The sequence below is a fragment of the Streptomyces sp. NPDC053432 genome, assembly GCF_055585365.1.
Map to the genome: position 1 here is coordinate 192,272 of NZ_JBVJKF010000006.1, position 15,989 is coordinate 208,260.

Consider the following 15,989-nt stretch of genomic DNA (forward strand, 5'->3'; position numbering starts at 1 on the left):
ATGGTGCGGATCGACATCGAGGCGTACGCGAAGGGAGTGCTCGACGGGAAGCGCGCGCTGATCGCGCGCGCGATCACCCTCGTCGAGTCCACCCTGCCCGCTCACCGGGTGCTGGCGCAGAGCCTGTTGACCCAGCTCCTGCCGTACGCGGGCAACGCGCGCCGCATCGGCATCAGCGGGGTGCCGGGTGTCGGCAAGTCCACGTTCATCGACGCCTTCGGCACGATGCTCACCGGACTGGGCCACAAGGTCGCGGTCCTCGCCGTCGACCCCTCCTCCACCCGCACCGGCGGCTCCATCCTCGGCGACAAGACCCGCATGGAACGCCTCGCCGTCGACCCCGCCGCCTTCGTCCGCCCCTCCCCCTCCGCCGGAACCCTCGGCGGAGTCGCCAAGGCCACCCGCGAATCCATGATCGTCATGGAGGCCGCCGGCTACGACGTCGTCCTCGTCGAAACCGTCGGCGTCGGCCAGTCCGAAACCACCGTCGCCGGCATGGTCGACTCCTTCCTCCTCCTCTCCCTCGCCCGCACCGGCGACCAGTTGCAGGGCATCAAGAAGGGCGTCCTCGAACTCGCCGACGTCCTCGCCGTCAACAAAGCCGACGGCCCGCACGAACGCGACGCGAAGGCAGCCGCACGGGAGTTGTCCGGGGCACTGCGCCTGATGCACCCCGCCGACGCCGCCTGGACCCCGCCCGTCCTCACCTGCAGCGCCCGCGAGTCAACCGGACTCGACGAGGTCTGGAACCGCCTCGAACAACACCGCACGCTCCTGGACGCGGGCGGCCGGCTGGCGGCGAAGCGGGCCGCGCAGCAGGTGGAGTGGACCTGGTCGATGGTCCGCGACGAACTCCTCGAACGCCTCCGGGCGGACCCGGCCGTCCGGGGCCTGGCACCGGCCCTGGAGGACTCGGTGCGCGCGGGGACCGTCACGCCCACCTCGGCCGCGTACCGGATCCTGGCGGCCTTCGCGTCCGGTCAGAGGAACTGAAGGAGCTCGGCGGTGAAGGCCGCCGGGTCGTCGCGCCACGGGTAGTGCCCGGCTCCGCGCTGGACGACCAGGTGGGGGTCCTGGAAGAGCTCCGCGTACTCCGCCACGGCCTCCGGCGGGGCACCCGCGTCGGACTTGCCCGCGAGCAGCATCACGGGCCGGTCGAATTCGACGAGCGCGGCCCGGGTGGCGGGCGGGTCGTAGGCCCCCTCGGAGCCGAAGACGGAGGCGGCCTCGTGGTTCCGCGAGGCCTCCTCCACCTCCTTGCGGGCCTGCGCCTGGGCGTCCCAACGGCCGTGCGAGAGCGGCTCGATCGCCTGCCAGTTCTCCGGGGTCGGCCGGCCGGCCAGGATGGCTTCGAGGGCGGCGTAGGCCTTGGCGAACCACGGCTGGTGGGAGTGGCGCCGCGCGCTCTTGAGCCGCGTCTCGGCGGTGACCTCGATGCCGACGGCGTGGACGCTCGGGGTGACCAGGACCATCCGGCCGATCCGGTGCGGGTGGCGGGCGGCGTACAGCGCGGCGAGGTTCGCGCCGGCCGAGTGTGCCAGGAGATCGACGTGCCTGAGGCCGAGGTGCTCGCGCAGGGCCTCCACGTCGTCGACGAGCCGGTCGCACCGGTAGCCGGCCGGGTCCCGGGGTATCGCGGAGCGGCCGGTGCCGCGCAGGTCGAGGACGATCAGGCGCCGGTGCGCGGACAGTCCGCCCAGCTCGTCGAGATAGGCGGCGTCGATCATGGGGCCGCCCGGGAGGCAGACCAGCGGGGCGCCGTCACCGAACTCGCGGTAGGCGAGTTCGGTGCCGTCGTACGCGGAGAAGAGGGGCATGGCGCGGATCTTGACAGCCCCGTCGCCGGACGGTCAATCCGTTTCCGTGGCGCCCCCGAGGACGCCACCGAGGACGCCACGGAAGACGTCCCCTGAGACGCCTGACGGTCTGCCGAAGCGCTCTGACCAGCAATCTCCCGCCGCCCGCGGCTACCGGCCGTCGGCCACCCGCCGTCGGCTTCCAGCCGTCAGGCCTCGACGAGGACCGATCCGGCCGCGGACAGCGCCTGGCGCAGCAGCGCCGTCTGTTCCACCGGGTCGTCACTGCCCAGCAGGGCGGAGAGTACGGCGATGCGCGCCTGGCCCGCCCGCAGGGTGCCCGTGGGGACGGCGCCGGCGGCGACGAGGTCCACCGCGCCCCCGTGCGTGTAGATCTCCGTGACCGGTCCGGCCATGACCCGCGTGGTGAGCGCGACCAGCACTCCGCTCTCGACGGCGGCCCTGACCGCCTCCACGATCTCCGGCGTCGCGTTGCCCGCGCCGGTGCCGACCAGGACGACACCGCGCGCGCCCGCCGCGACGGCGGCGTTGAGCAGTACCGGGTCCCCGTCGGCGTGGTGGACCACGACGTCGACACGCGGCGGCAGTTCCGGCATCGCCGGCAGCGGGAGGGCCTCGGGCCGCTGCGGCGTGCGCAGGATGGTGACCTTGCCGAAGCCGATCTTCCCGAGCAGTTCCTTCGACGGGTCCGCGAACGCGTCCAGCGCCACCGCCTGGGTCTTCACCGTGCCCCGTGCGGCGTGCACCCGTCCCGCGAAGGAGATCAGCACGCCGAGCCCGCGCGTGTTGGCGGCGGTGAGGAGGGCGTCGTAGAGGTTCTCCGGGCCGTCCCCGTCCGCGGTGCCCATGGGGCGCTGCGAGCCGGTGAACACCACGGAGCGCGCGTCGCGGTGGTGGAGGTCGACGAGGAACGCCGACTCCTCCAGGGTGTCCGTGCCGTGCGTGACGACGACGCCGTCGACGGCGGGGTCCGCGAGCACTTCGTGCACGGTGCGCAGCAGGGTCAGCTGGTGGGCGGTGGTGAGCCGGGGGCTGTTCACGCTGAACAGGTCCACCACGTCGACGGTGACCCCTTCGGGCATCGGCGCGGTGGCGATGACCTCGTTCCCGTCCGCGTCCGCCGCGAAGCCGGAGCCCTGCCAGCGGCTGGCTATCGTTCCGCCGGTGCTGATGACGACGATCCGTCCCATGGCCGTTGGCCGCCCTTCCCTCGAACCCCAAACAGCGTCCGCACGTATGTGCCCAAAGCAGCAATCATAGAGCGATCTACGCGCAATGCGATTGCGTGTTCAGGCGCCTCTGTAACGCCTGATGGGGGATAATTGCGCGGTGGATGCCATTGACCGAGATATCTTGCGCGAGCTCCAGGCCGATGGACGGCTCAGCAACCAGGAGCTCGCCCAGCGCGTGGGCCTGACCCCCTCCCCCTGCATGCGGCGCGTGCGCCAGCTCGAACAGGACGGGGTGATCCAGGGGTACCGCGCCGTGATCTCCCCCGAGGCGGTGGACCGCGGCTTCGAGGTGCTCGTCTCGGTCGAGGTGCGCCGCGACCGGGAGGCCGTCGAGTCCTTCGAGGCCGCGCTCCAGGACATCCCGGACGTCATCGAGGCCTACCGCCTCTTCGGCAGCCCCGGCTGCCTCCTGCGGATCGCCGTCGCGGACCTTCGCGCGTACGAACGCCTCTGGATCGAGAAGCTGACGGCCCTCTCCGGTGTCACCGAGGTCAACTCGCAGATCATCATGAAGCGCATCAAGAAGCCGACGGGCCTGCCCATCGAACGCTGAAACACCTCTCCCCGCCTCTCCCCGGCTCTCCCCGCCCCTCCCCGACAGGAAGCAGCACACACCATGGAACCCCTCGGCGCCGGAGACCCCGTCCGGCTCGGCCCGTACCGCATCCTCGGCGTCCTCGGCGCGGGCGGCATGGGCAAGGTGTACTTCGGCCGGGACAACGACGGCCGGACCGCCGCCGTGAAGGTGCTGCTGCCCGAACTCGCCCACGACGCCCACCTCGCCCAGCGCTTCCTGCGCGAGGCGCACACCGCCCAGGCGGTGACGAGCGGCGGCGTGGCCCGTGTCCTCGGCGCCGAGAGCGAGGACAGCCGGCCCTGGATCGCCACGGAGTTCCTCTCCGGACCCACCCTCGACGACGCGGTGCGCACGTACGGCCCGCTCGGCCCCGACGCCGTCCGCGCGCTCGCCGCCTCGCTCGCGGCCACCCTGCGCGACATCCACGCGGCGGGCCTGGTGCACCGCGACCTCAAGCCGCCGAACATCGTGATCACCGCCGCGGGCCCCCGGGTCATCGACTTCGGCATCGCCCGCCCCGAGCACGGGATGACGCTGACCACCACCGGCCAGGTGCCGGTCACCCCCGGCTACGGGGCGCCCGAGCAGGTGCTCGGGCAGCGGGTCGGCCCGGCCGCGGACGTGTTCTCCCTCGGCGCGGTACTCGCCTACGCGGCGACCGGCCGGCGCACGTTCGACGGCACGCACGTGGCGGCGGTCCAGTACGAGGTGGTCCACGGGGAGCCGCGGCTCGACGACGTGCCCGACGGGCTGCGCCACCTGATCGCCCCCTGCCTGGCCAAGGACCCGGCGCACCGCCCGACCCCCGACCAGATCGCGACCGCCTTCGCCCCGCCCCCCGGCGCCGACCGCATCTGGCACACGGGGCCCCTGGCCGAGGACATCGCCCGGCGCGCGGGCGACGCCGAACGACAGGCCGCCACCGTCATCGGTGAGGGCTCCGCTGCCGCACCCTCTCGCCGCCGGGTCCTGCGGCTCTCCCTGGCCGCCGGCGGGGTCCTGGCCGCCGCCGGCGGGGCCACCGGCGGCTGGTGGCTGACACGGGGGGACGGGCTCCCCCCAGCGGGGAAGGCCACCGACGCGAAGCCGCTGTCCCCGCTCACCGCCAGGTCCGGGGAGCCCCCGAAGCCGCTCTGGGGACCGCTGCCCGTGGCGGATCAGGCGGCCGACGAGATGCTGACGGCCCCGCTGCCAGTGCTCGACGTGGTCGTCTTCGCCGCCAAGGAGGGCGGACTGGCGGCCCGGCTGACGACCGACGGCACGGAGAAGTGGCGGCTGCCCGGCACCACTCCCGCGGCCGGTCTCGTCGCCCTGCCCGGGCACCGGTTCGTCACCGGCGGCCCCAGCGGCGCCCTGCTCTGTTACGAGGCCTCCACCAGCAAGCGGCTGTGGACCGTCGCCGAAGCCGACACCCGTCGCGTCCTGGCCGCGGACGCGACGGGCGTGTACCTGGTGACCCGGGACGGACGGCTGCGCGCCGTGGACACCGCCGCCCGCACGGTCCGATGGACCGTGACACTGCCGGAACTCGCGCTCACGACGCCCGGCCCGTACGCCGCGGCCGGCGCGGACCGGCTCGTGCTCGTCGGCGACGACGGCAACGTCCTCGCCTTCGACACCACCACCGGCGCCAAGGCCTGGGAGGTCCCCTCCCAGGCGCGCTACGCCACGCAGCCGCTCATCGTGGACAACGCGGTGTACCTCGGCGGCCGCTGGCTCAAAGGTGTCAGCCTCAAGACGGGCAAGGAGCTGTGGGACCCCGTCGACGCGCAGGGACTCCGCACGGACAACACCGCGGGCTGGCGCCCGCCGGCACGCTCCGGCGACAACCTGTGGGCCGTGGACGGTACTCGGCTGACGCGGGTGCCGCTCGCCACCGGACGGACGGTCCCGCTCGGCAGCGCGCTCCACGGCCCGCTTCCGTACGTCCCGCCCGTCATGCAGGCGCGCACGCTCTTCGCCGTCGAGGGGGAGGGGCGGGGCGTCTCCGCATTCGACATCGAGGGCGGCCAGCGGTTCTGGACCTGGTCCCCCGACTCACGCGGCCTCTGGGCGATGGCCGGCGCGGGCAACCGCCTCTTCACCGTCAACAACCGGAAGCTGACCGCCCTGCCGGTGGTGAACTGAACATCGCCTAGGCTCGGGCCGACCGACCGAACGGGGAGACAGAGCGCATGGACCGCCTACGGCAGGACGACCCCTCGTGGATCGGGCCGTTCGCGACCCTGGGGCGGCTGGATGCCGAATCCGCCGAACGCACCGTCCCCGACCGCCGGTACCTCGCGCGCAGCGCCGACGGGGAACGCACCGTCCTCGTCGGTGTTCCCCGGGTCGGCGCCGACCCCTCCCGGTGGGCACTGGAGGCCGAAGGCGCCCGGCGGCTGGCCCTGCCGGGGCTCCTCACCGTCGCCGAGGTCGGCGGCACGGCCGGCTTCCCCTGGTACGCGGCCCCCTACACGCCGGTGCTGCCGCTCCCGGCGGTGCTCGCCGCCCACGGCGGGCCGCTGCCCGAGGACGTCGTGCGCGGCCTCGGCGCCGCCCTCGCGCAGACGCTCACGGACGCGCACGCCCAAGGGGTCGTGCACGGCGGTCTGTCACCGGCCGCCGTCCTGGTCACCCCTGCCGGCCCGCTGCTGTCCTGCTTCGGCGCCGCGCGCGCCGCGGCCCCCGCCGGGGTGGCACGCGCCGGTCTGCCGGGGCTCGATCCGGGCTGCCTGGCCCCCGAGGAGGCCTCGGGAGCGGCGGCTCCCGGGCCGCTCGGCGACCTCTTCGCGCTGGGGTCCGTACTGGCCTTCGCGGCGACCGGCCACACCGTGCCCGAGCACAGCGAACTGCCGGCCGGGCTGCGCGAGGCGGTGGGCCGGTGCCTGGCGCGCGACCCCGCGGACCGGCCCCGCTCGGCCGCGGAGCTGCCGCCCCTGCTGAACGCGTCGGTGCGGGTGCCCGATCCGCGCCTGCCATCCGCCCCCGCACCTGCACCCGCTCCTCCCGCGCCGATGCCCGGGCGGGTGGTCGCCGCGCTCGCCGCCCAGGCGGCGTGGCTGCTCGCCGCCGAACTGCCCTCGGCGCAGGAGCCGTTCACGTCGCCGTCGCCCCAGAAAGTGCGCTGACCCCGATGCCTCCCCTTCCGGCCCCGCTCGCCCCGCTCACGCACGACGACCCGGCGCAGCTCGGCGACTACCGGCTACTGGCCCGGCTCGGCAGCGGCGGGATGGGCACGGTCTACCTCGCCCGCGGCGCGGGCGGCCGTACCGTCGCGCTGAAGACCGTGCACGCCCGGATCGCCGCCGACACCGCGTTCCGCACCCGGTTCCGGCTGGAGTCGGACGCGGCCCGGGTCATCGGTGACCGGTACGGGGCCCGCGTGTTCGGCGCCGACCCGCTCGCGCCGACGCCGTGGCTGGCCACCGAGTACGTCATCGGCCCCCAGCTCGACGAGGCGGTCCGCCTCGCCGGCCCCCTGCCCGAGACCCTGGTCCGGGCCCTGGGCGCCGGCCTCGCCCACGCCCTGGGCCAGTTGCATCGCTCGGAGGTAGTGCACCGCGACTTGAAACCCTCCAACATCATGGTCACCGCCGCCGGGCCCAAGGTCATCGACTTCGGCATCGCGCGCGCCCTCGGCGACCAGCGGCTGACCAGCACCGGCGCCGCCGCCGGCACCCCCGCCTACATGTCTCCCGAGCAGGCCGGCGGACTCGAACACACACCGGCCGGCGACGTGTTCGCCCTGGCGGGCGTCCTGGTCTTCGCCGCCTGCGGGCACGGCCCCTTCGGTGGCGGCCAGGCCGCCGACCTGCTCTACCGGGTCCGGTACGCCGAACCCGATCTCACCGGAGTACCGGCGGGCCTCGTACCGCTCCTCGCCCGCTGCCTGGCCAAGGACCCGGAGCTGCGGCCGGGCACCGCCGAACTGGCGGAGTTGCTCGGCCCGGGCCCTGCCATGTTCGCGGACGCACTGCCGCAGCCGGTGCTCGCGGACATCGCCCGGCGCGCGGCGGCCGTCTGGCAGGACCCGCCGCCCCGGCTCCCGGCCCCCGCCACCGCACCGGACACCGTGCCCCCGGCGGAGCCGGACCTCTCGCGGCGCCGAATGCTGCGGCTGAGCGGCGCGGCGGTGGTCGCGGGAACCGCCTTGACGGCGGGCGGCGGCTGGTGGGCCTGGCGGGCGAGCCGGCCGCGGAAGAAGCCCGCGAAGACGGGCCCCGAACTGGCTCCGGCGCCCCGGGCCTCGTGGTGGTCCGACCTGCAGAGTCCCCCGGTCATGCCTGAGCCCCTGTGGGTGAACGGCTCCCTGGCGCTCGCCGACAAGACCGTGATCCGAATGGTCGACCCCAGCACCGGCAGGCAACTGCCGCTCTACTACAAGGGGTACGCGGACCGCTGGCGGATCGGCACCGAGGCCAGGACCTTGTACGGACTCGGGGCCCAGGACGCCCTCGACAAGGCCGTCACCCTCTGCGTCCTGCCCCAGAAGGACATCGAGGTGGGCAAGGAGGTCTTCCCCCCGTTCATGAGCCTGCCCGCGTACGACGGCACGCAGCTGCTCACCCAGATCCTGTGCGTGGACGGCGACACGGTCTACCTCCACGCCAAGGCGGCAAGCGGAGCACAGTGGTCCCTGGTCGCCGCGAGCGTGAAGTCCGGCAAGGAACTCTGGCGGCAGCCGTCCACGGCCCCCACCGCCAACCAGATCAAACTGAGACAGCCGGCCGTCATCCGCCTGCGACCCGTGCGCGACGGGGTGCTCGTGTGGCAGCACTCCGAACGCGGCGACGACGTACGCCTCTCCCTCCACGACACGGCCACCGGCGCCGAACGCTGGACCACGACGGTGACCGCCCCGGGCGCCACCCCGGACCAGCCGGCGACGGACGACGACCACGTGTACATCGGCGCGGCCGAACTGCAGGCCCTGCGCCTCAAGGACGGCAAGCCCGCCTGGTCCTTCGGCGCGGGCCGCGACGTGGGCCGGGTACCGGACAAGCAGCGCCGCTACGGCCTCCCGACGGTCCGCGACGGTGTCGTCCACGCCGTCGAGGGCAGCCTCGGCATCGTCGCCCTCGACGCCCGCACCGGCACCGAACGCTGGCGCGAAAACCCGCCCGCCGGCACCGTCCCGAACCGCGAGACGGCCCTGCTGGCCACGGCCGGCCACGTCTACGGCGTGGACACCCACGGCGTCCGGGCCGTCGACACCCGCACCCACCGCACGGCCTGGCGCTACGAGGCCCAGGCCCTCACCCTCACCACCAACCCCACAGGCGCCTTCCTCTACGTCCGCGAGCAGAGCCGCCTGACGGCCCTCCCGATCACCTAGCGCGCAGGCTCGGGATCCGCGCCCGCCGGATGCCGGGGGGAACGTGCAGCGGTCCGGCTCGAAGCAGGACTCCGAGCCGAGGACCGCGGGTCACGCGTCCTCGCGCACCGGCTCCAGGATCGCCACGCACTCCATGTGGTGCGTCATCGCAAACATGTAGAGCCAAAACAGGTCAAAGAAAACCACAGGTCAGAGACTTGCTCGACGCAAAACGGGCGCAAGATCAATGTGCATTACGTGCATGACGGGCGCTACGTGCGATGCCTGACGCACGACAAGGGCGTCCAGAGCTCCGCGCCACCGCGAAGCTCGCCGAATAGCATTCGAAATGCCATACTCATGTCATGGCTGACGATGACACCGACTTCCCGCCCGGTGATGGCCCCACCAGCGGCATCTCCGTTTCCCTGACCGCCGGCACCCTGCAAGCGATCCGTGAGCGAGTGGGCAAGCGGGGCGTGTCGGCGTATCTGGAGAAGGCCGCGCAGCGGCAGATCGAGCGGGACAACCTGGACGAGCTGATCGCCGACTTCGACAAGGCCCTCGGCCCCGCCGACCCGGAAGCCGTCGCAGCCAAGCGGGCCAAGCTCACTGGCGGCACCGCGTCCGGCGCCGGGGCGGCCGCGTGAGCGGCGCCCTCCTCCTGGACAGCGAGGGCCTGGCCAAGGCCGTGCAACGCGACCGTGAGGTCCACGAGTGGCTCACTGCCGCTCGTGAGGCCGACCTTCCGGTGATCACCTCCGCCGCGGTCCTCGTCGAGGTGATTCATCCCCGGATCAATGACGCCGCACTGAAGTGGACTCTGTCCCGCCTGCGGGTCGAGCCGGTCACCCAGGCCCTCGCCCAGTCCGCCGCCACTCTGCTGCTCGCGGCCGGACTCCACGGCCACAAGTACGCCATCGACGCCATGCTCTGCGCCACCGCCCTCGCCCAGCCGGGACGCGTCACGATCCTGACGTCCGACGTCGAGGACATCACCGTGCTCACCGCCGCCCATCCCCGCGTGACCGCCGAGAAGGTCTGATTCGTAACACCGCTTCGGGCCACGCAGCCTCGGGATGCCCCGGCAGGGGGCCGTGTAGGACGGATCGGCTGCGGGCGGTATCGACTGCCGCCGTCGTCTGGGCGCCCGCCCACTGCCGAGAAGGATGCTTACCGGAGGGCGGGCGGGCTGCGTGGCGTCGTGGGCACTCGCCGGTGCAAGTGCCCACGATGCCACGCTGTGCGGTGGTATTACCGTGCCGGACCAGTGACCCCTTTGGTTCGTGTCCTACACCGAATTCGATCCGGTCATTCGGTCGCGTGCGACGAGATACAGCGAAGGGTCCCTGGGCGCGGTGCGCGCCCAGGGACCCGGAAGGTCGCTTGTCCCGTACGAAGGACTACAGCGCGATCCACTCGGTGGAGGTGGTGACCTCCTTCAGGACGTCCGGGAGCGGCTCGATGCCGAGGCCCGGGCCCGTAGGGACGTCGAGGTGGCCGTTCTCCAGGACGAACGGCTCCGTGATGTCCGTGGCGAAGTAGCGGTGGGAGCCCGAGGTGTCGCCGGGGAGGGTGAAGCCGGGGAGGGCCGCCAGGGCGACGTTGGCGGCGCGGCCGGTGCCGGTCTCCAGCATGCCGCCGCACCACACGGGGATGCCGTGGGCGCGGGCGATGTCGTGGATGCGGCGGGCTTCGAGGTAGCCGCCGACGCGGGCCGGCTTGATGTTGATGATCGAGCAGGCGCCGAGGGAGATGGCCGCCGCGGCGTCGGCGGCGGACTCGATGGACTCGTCCAGGCAGATCGGGGTGCGCAGGAGCTTGGCGAGCTGGGCGTGCTGGACCATGTCGTCGTTGGCGAGGGGCTGTTCGATCAGCAGGAGGCCGAAGTCATCGAGCTTGGCGAGCTGCTGGGCGTCGACCAGGGTGTAGGCAGCGTTGGCGTCGACCTGGAGGAGGAGGTCGTCACCGAAGCGCTCGCGGACGGCGCGGACGGGCGCGACGTCCCAGCCCGGCTCAATCTTCAGCTTGATCCGGACGTAGCCCTCGGCGACGTACCCTTCCACGGCGTCCAGGAGCTCGGGTATCGAGTCCATGATCCCGACGGAGACGCCGCAGGGGACGCGGTCGCGCGACGCGCCCAGGTGGGAGGCGAAGGATTCTCCGGCCGAGCGGAGTTGGGCGTCGAGGACCGCCGTCTCCAGGACCGACTTCGCCATGTGGTGGCCGGTGAAGGGTTCCAGGGCGCGGCCGACGGCGGCCGCGTCCACGCCGTGCTTCGGCAGGGCCGGGACGAGGTGGCGGCGCAGGACGTCCTGGGCCCCGTCGACGTACTCGGAGCAGTAGCGCGGCTCGGACATGGCCGCGCACTCGGCCCAGCCTTCCGTGCCGTCGGAGGTGACGACGCGGACCAGCAGGACGTCCCGGCTGGTCTCGACGCCGAAGGAGGTGCGGAACGAGGCGACGAGCGGCATCGCGATGCGGCGCAGTTCGACGCCGGAGATCGTGGTCTTCATGTGCGGGTGGCTCCTGGTGGGGTGTTCAGGCGGCGGTACTGGTGGTGCGGTGGATGACGTAGCTGCGGCGATCGTGGAAGCCGGCGACGCGGGCTCCCTCGGCGAGCAGGCCGCCCAGGGTGTGGCGCACGGCCAGCCGCCAGTCGTGTGCGGCGCTCGGGTCGGTGCGGCGCAGCGACTCGATGTCGTCAGGGAGGTCGATCAGGACGGTGTCGGCGTCGGTCGGGCCGATCACGGGGCGGCCGTCGTCGTTGCGCACGCCACGGGCGGCTCCGGCGGGCAGGTCGAAGGTGCACGGCCCCTCGGGCGCCGTCAGATCCCAGGCGGTCAGGACGCGGTCGGACTCGTCGCCGCCGTTGATCGCGTCGTCCATCGCGCCGTAGAAGGACCGTAGGTACTCCTCGGGGCGGGCGCCGAGCTTGACAAGGTTGAAGTAGGCGTTGCGGCGGATCAGTGGATCGTAGGTCCACGTGATGCGCTTGAGCCCGCGGGCGAGGGCCCATTGGCGCTGGTGCAATTTGAGGGCGAGGCCGATGCCGCGGCCCTGGGCGGCGCCCGTGATGTGGGAGTGCAGAGTGGTGCCGACGGGGTCGCCGTAGAAGCCGACGGAGGCGCCGACCAGGCGGCCCTGCTCGTAGGCGCCGGCCACGTAGTTGCCCGCGTGGGACAGGGCTCGCATCACCTCGGCGGAGACAGGTGGGCTGTCGGCGGCCGTGCCCCATATGCCGGCGTAGAGGCGGCTGACGGTGTCGAGGTCCTCCATGGCGTGGAGTTCCCTGACGTCGAGTGCGGTCAAAGCATCGCTCCGACGAGGTGGGCCAGGAGCCGGGCGCGGGCCGGCATGGTGGCGGTGAGGACGTGTTCGTGGTCGGCGTGGGCGCCGTCGCCGACGGCGCCGAGGCCGTCGAGGGTGGGGCAGCCGACTCCGGCGGTGTAGTTGCCGTCGGACGCGCCGCCGACGGCTGCCTGCCGCAGGGGGCCGAGGCCGAGTCGCGCGGCGACGTCGCCCGCCAGGGCGAAGAGCCCGCGTGAGGCATCGGGGTCCAGAGGCGGGCGGTTGGGGCCGCCGGTGACGTCCAGATGCGCGTCGGGGAGTTCGGGCCGCAGAGTCCTGATCAGCTGGTCGACCGCGTCCTGGGCGGCAGCGCTGGGGACACGTACGTCGACGCTGAGGTCGGCGCGGGCGGGCACGGTGTTGTTCGCGGTAGCTGCCGAGGCCAGCGTGGGGGTGACCGTCGTCCCGGGCCCCGTCTCGGCGGTCACCGTGTCTGCGATCCGGCTCAGGGCCAAGATCTGGTGGGCGAGTTCGGTTGCCGCGTTGATGTCCTTCTCGGGTTCGAGCCCGGAGTGGGCGGCGCGGCCGTGAACCGTGATGTCGTAGAGGGAGACGCCTTTGCGGCCTGTCTTGAGCGCTCCTCCGGGGGCGGAGGGCTCCAGGACGAAGGTGGCCGTGCACTGACGCGCCAGGTCCTCGATGAGCGGGCGGGAGGTGTCCGAGCCGACCTCCTCGTCGCCCGTGACGAGGACGCACACCCCGTCGAGGGAGGGCAGGGCAGCCAGTGCGTGGAACATCTGGACCAGGCCGGCCTTCATGTCGAAGACGCCGGGACCGGGGGCGATGCCCTGCTCCACCGACCAGGGGTGGGTCTTGAGGGAGCCGATCGGCCAGACGGTGTCGTGGTGGCCCAGGAGCAGGACGCGCGGGGTCCCGAAGGTCCACTGGACGTGCGTGACGCCGTCGATCACAAGCGTCTCCGGGCGGGCGCCGAGCAGCCGGTCGCCCTGCTCGGCGACCACCCGCGCGCTGCGGGCCACAGCGGCGTGGTCGGCGGAGTACGACTCGCAGGTGACGAGTTCTTCGAGGTCGGCGAGCATGGCGTCGAGCTCGAATACGGGGGCGGACGCGTGGTCCGCTCGCAGGGGGTGGGGTTCTTGGTCAACCGGCACGGTGGTTCCTCCAGGTCGGGATGACCGCCACGCTAGGCAGGCCGGACACGGCCCGGTTGGTGGCGCCGTGACAACCTGGGCGCCCGATTCGTGCCGGGGACCCAATGACCATGGAACGGGCGGTGCCCGGCGGGTCGTACGTCCCGCCTGCGGACCGTGTTCCGCGAGATCCCCAACTTCCTCGCGATCGCCCGGATCGGCATCTCCTCGGCTCTGTGCAGCCGCCGGATCTCCGCCCAGTCCTCCACGCTGATCACCCATCCTCCCGGTCTGACTCAACGAGCCAGCCCCTCGATGGGGGTCAACTTTCATCCGTCGCCAACGGCCCACTTTTCACCCGTCACCGACAGACGCGGAGTGGTCACCGCCCTGAGGAACGGCTGGGCGGCACCGTACCGATACTGACGGCGAGATTTTCGGCCGCCAGGTCACGTGCTTGTGCTGGGTTGACTCAGCAGATGCCCAGCAGCCCGGTGCGGATCGCCTGGTCGCGTAGCAGAGCGAGGGTTTCGGGCGCGTCCGCGAAAATGTCCTCGGCTCCTGGGGTTAGAGCCTGGTGAAACATGGCGTGGACGACGTCAGCGGTGGGCTGTTCCCAGATCGTTTCTGCATAGGCCTCCGCCTCCGCTAGGTCGTCCCTTTCAAAGGCAGTACGCCACTTGTCCAGCAGAAGCGGGGTGATCCGATAGGCGTTGAGCCGCCCCCGGACAAGGATTCTCCGGTTGAGGCCGAAGACCTTGATTGTCGCGTCGCCCCTGTCTGTGAGGTCGATGTATGCGCCCGCAGCAAGTGAGAGGTGCAGATGCGGAGCGGGATCCTCGCTGGCTGGGTCAATGAGCAGGGGTGTGTCGTCGTCGGCGAGGGGGAATTGGTCACGCTTGAGGTGGCTGTTGCACAGGGAACACGCCAGAAGGTGGTTGTGCCAGTCGAAGGTGCGCAACGGATTCACGCGGACGGGCTCGAAGTGGTCGATGTCGGTTCCCTGGTTGTCCCCGCAGTACATGCACCGCTCCAGCCCTGGTGCCATCTCCGCCAGAGCACTTTTCAGCGCAGGGTGTATGTGCCTCCGGACAGTGGTGTGCTTCCATAACTGCTTGGCTCGCTGCTTGGGGACGGCCGCCTGCCCGATGTCTCCGGTGTAGCCAGCCATTGAGGTCAGCGTTGCCTGTAGGAGTGGCACTCTCTTTAGCCGGATCATGAATCGCGCCGGGGGTGACGGGAGTGGATCCGGGCTGCGATTTCGTCGACGCGAGCAGCCGGGGAGCTGGCCAGTTGGCGCTTCAGATCACGGTACTGGACCTTGTCCTCTTCGCTGGCTCGGCCTCGCACCACGTCCAGCTCCAGAGCAAGGAGCTCCTCCCGCTTCTGTTCGGCCTGGTCCGAGTAGGGAGTGTCGAGCCCGAACAGGTCCGAGAGCACAGCGTCGTCACCGCTGCCGAAGATGACGCGGTCGTAGAGGTGCTGGGGTACGACCTCCACGGGGCTCTCCTCGTCCGGGCCCGGCAGCCGGATGAGGCCCCCAGGGTCCGCTGCCTGGCAGATGTACGGGCTGTGCGTGGTGACGATGAACTGAATGTTCGGGAAGTGCGCCTTCAGCCAGCCGCCGATTCGCTTCTGCCAGGAAACGTGCAGATGGGCGTCGATCTCATCGATGATGACAACCCCGGAATTAGGAACGTTCGGTCTGCCGTCCGTCGTGTCCAGGGCAAGTTCACCGTAGGCGTCGTGGATCTGCTTGAGGATGTCCACGACCAGGGCCGCCACCGTGCGATAGCCATCGCTCATCTCCCTCAGTGGGAACCGGTGGTTGCTGTTGATGACCCACAGGCCCTCGGAGTCGACGTTGTCGATCTGATAGTCGTCGGGCAGCAGGTCGTCACCCAGGATGGCCAAGGCAGCCGCTTTCATGTCCCGGGCACCGTCCTTGTCCTCGAACGCGCGCAAGTGCTGCTCGATGAGCCAGCTCACACCCTCCGCCAGCGATGCGTCCTCGTGGAAGAGGCTTGTCAGCCGGGCGACCGAGCCTGAGCCGGACATCAGCCGCTGGATGTCGCTCGAGCCTCCGGCGAGCCTGCGGAAAGGTCCGTACCCTGCACAGAACCATCCCACCGGGTTGTCAGCCCATGGGCCGCGCTGAGCGACGGGGCGTTCCTTCTGGTAGCCGATGGTGTTCAGGGCCGGCTGTCCGGACCGGCTGGAACCTGGCTTGCCGGAGAGCGACGCCTGGTCCGCCGCGGTCCAGCGCAGCCCTGCCCAGATCGGCCGGACCGGACGTCGGCCCGTGGTGAACTGGTCCCGTTCCGGGTCATGGACCAGGCACACCTCGGCCTTCGCCACGGTCTGGCCCCGGGATACCCAGGTATCGAACCCGGGAACGAGGCTGCGGGCCACGGCCGGACCGCTGATCGCCAGCGCGATCGCGCGCAGCAGGGTCGTCTTGCCCGAGCCGTTGCGGCCCGCCAGTACTGTCCAACCGGCGTACGAGCCGTCGGGCCTGGTCAGGTCCAGGTCGACGTTGCGCGCACCGTGGAACGACCTGATGTTCCGTAGGCGAAGGTTCTTCAGGTACATGTCTGGTCCGCCGGGATCCCGTTCTGAGGTGAG

At 71.8% G+C, this 15,989-nt stretch carries 14 protein-coding genes and 1 pseudogene; 7 read left to right on the plus strand and 8 right to left on the minus strand.

The window, feature by feature from the left end:
- Positions 1 to 993: a methylmalonyl Co-A mutase-associated GTPase MeaB gene (meaB, locus tag ACZ6Y1_RS13050; RefSeq protein WP_469627091.1), complete on the plus strand. Its 993-nt coding sequence runs from the start codon at positions 1 to 3 to the stop codon at positions 991 to 993.
- On the opposite strand, the gene ACZ6Y1_RS13055 is transcribed toward meaB, so the two are convergent.
- Entirely contained in the window at positions 981 to 1,817 is an 837-nt protein-coding gene (locus tag ACZ6Y1_RS13055; protein WP_469627095.1) for an alpha/beta fold hydrolase, read from the minus strand. The genes meaB and ACZ6Y1_RS13055 overlap by 13 nt on opposite strands.
- Before the next feature lie 188 nt (positions 1,818 to 2,005).
- Entirely contained in the window at positions 2,006 to 3,007 is a 1,002-nt protein-coding gene (locus ACZ6Y1_RS13060; protein ID WP_469627098.1) for an asparaginase, read from the minus strand.
- 139 nt (positions 3,008 to 3,146) lie between these two features.
- Between ACZ6Y1_RS13060 and ACZ6Y1_RS13065 the strand changes: the two genes are divergently transcribed.
- The 6 genes from ACZ6Y1_RS13065 (at position 3,147) to ACZ6Y1_RS13090 (ending at position 9,967) form a co-directional block, all read left to right on the plus strand.
- Entirely contained in the window at positions 3,147 to 3,602 is a 456-nt protein-coding gene (locus tag ACZ6Y1_RS13065; protein WP_469627101.1) for an Lrp/AsnC family transcriptional regulator, read from the plus strand.
- A gap of 63 nt (positions 3,603 to 3,665) precedes the next feature.
- Complete coding sequence (locus ACZ6Y1_RS13070; RefSeq protein ID WP_469627104.1) at positions 3,666 to 5,753, plus strand: protein kinase domain-containing protein; 2,088 nt, start codon at positions 3,666 to 3,668, stop codon at positions 5,751 to 5,753.
- Positions 5,754 to 5,800: 47 nt separating this feature from the next.
- Positions 5,801 to 6,736 carry a protein kinase family protein gene (locus ACZ6Y1_RS13075; RefSeq protein WP_469627106.1) on the plus strand — a complete coding sequence of 312 codons (936 nt, stop codon included), beginning with the start codon at positions 5,801 to 5,803 and terminating at the stop codon, positions 6,734 to 6,736.
- Positions 6,737 to 6,741: 5 nt separating this feature from the next.
- The gene (locus ACZ6Y1_RS13080; RefSeq protein ID WP_469627109.1) at positions 6,742 to 8,943 is read left to right on the plus strand and encodes a protein kinase domain-containing protein; all 2,202 of its coding nucleotides are present in this window, start codon (positions 6,742 to 6,744) and stop codon (positions 8,941 to 8,943) included.
- Between the two features lie 344 nt (positions 8,944 to 9,287).
- Positions 9,288 to 9,572 carry a hypothetical protein gene (locus tag ACZ6Y1_RS13085; protein ID WP_469627111.1) on the plus strand — a complete coding sequence of 95 codons (285 nt, stop codon included), beginning with the start codon at positions 9,288 to 9,290 and terminating at the stop codon, positions 9,570 to 9,572.
- Complete coding sequence (locus ACZ6Y1_RS13090; protein ID WP_469627113.1) at positions 9,569 to 9,967, plus strand: PIN domain-containing protein; 399 nt, start codon at positions 9,569 to 9,571, stop codon at positions 9,965 to 9,967. The genes ACZ6Y1_RS13085 and ACZ6Y1_RS13090 overlap by 4 nt, the downstream gene beginning before the upstream one ends.
- 358 nt (positions 9,968 to 10,325) lie before the next feature.
- On the opposite strand, the gene menC is transcribed toward ACZ6Y1_RS13090, so the two are convergent.
- The 6 genes and pseudogenes from menC to ACZ6Y1_RS13120 all read right to left on the minus strand — a co-directional run bounded on the left by menC (position 10,326) and on the right by ACZ6Y1_RS13120 (position 15,956).
- Positions 10,326 to 11,438, minus strand: coding sequence for an o-succinylbenzoate synthase (menC, locus tag ACZ6Y1_RS13095; protein WP_469627117.1), 1,113 nt, complete (start codon positions 11,436 to 11,438; stop codon positions 10,326 to 10,328).
- Positions 11,439 to 11,463: 25 nt separating this feature from the next.
- On the minus strand, positions 11,464 to 12,234 hold the full coding sequence (locus ACZ6Y1_RS13100; RefSeq protein WP_469627120.1) for a GNAT family N-acetyltransferase: 771 nt from the start codon (positions 12,232 to 12,234) through the stop codon (positions 11,464 to 11,466).
- Complete coding sequence (locus tag ACZ6Y1_RS13105; protein WP_469627467.1) at positions 12,231 to 13,313, minus strand: M20 family metallopeptidase; 1,083 nt, start codon at positions 13,311 to 13,313, stop codon at positions 12,231 to 12,233. Before ACZ6Y1_RS13105 ends, ACZ6Y1_RS13100 begins: the two co-directional genes overlap by 4 nt.
- 221 nt (positions 13,314 to 13,534) lie before the next feature.
- A pseudogene (locus ACZ6Y1_RS13110) lies at positions 13,535 to 13,642 on the minus strand (helix-turn-helix domain-containing protein); the annotation flags it as partial.
- A gap of 194 nt (positions 13,643 to 13,836) precedes the next feature.
- Positions 13,837 to 14,535, minus strand: a complete 699-nt coding sequence (locus ACZ6Y1_RS13115) for an HNH endonuclease family protein (protein ID WP_469627122.1) — start codon at positions 14,533 to 14,535, stop codon at positions 13,837 to 13,839.
- Positions 14,536 to 14,579: 44 nt separating this feature from the next.
- Positions 14,580 to 15,956, minus strand: a complete 1,377-nt coding sequence (locus ACZ6Y1_RS13120) for an AAA family ATPase (RefSeq protein ID WP_469627124.1) — start codon at positions 15,954 to 15,956, stop codon at positions 14,580 to 14,582.
- Positions 15,957 to 15,989: the final 33 nt, after the last annotated feature.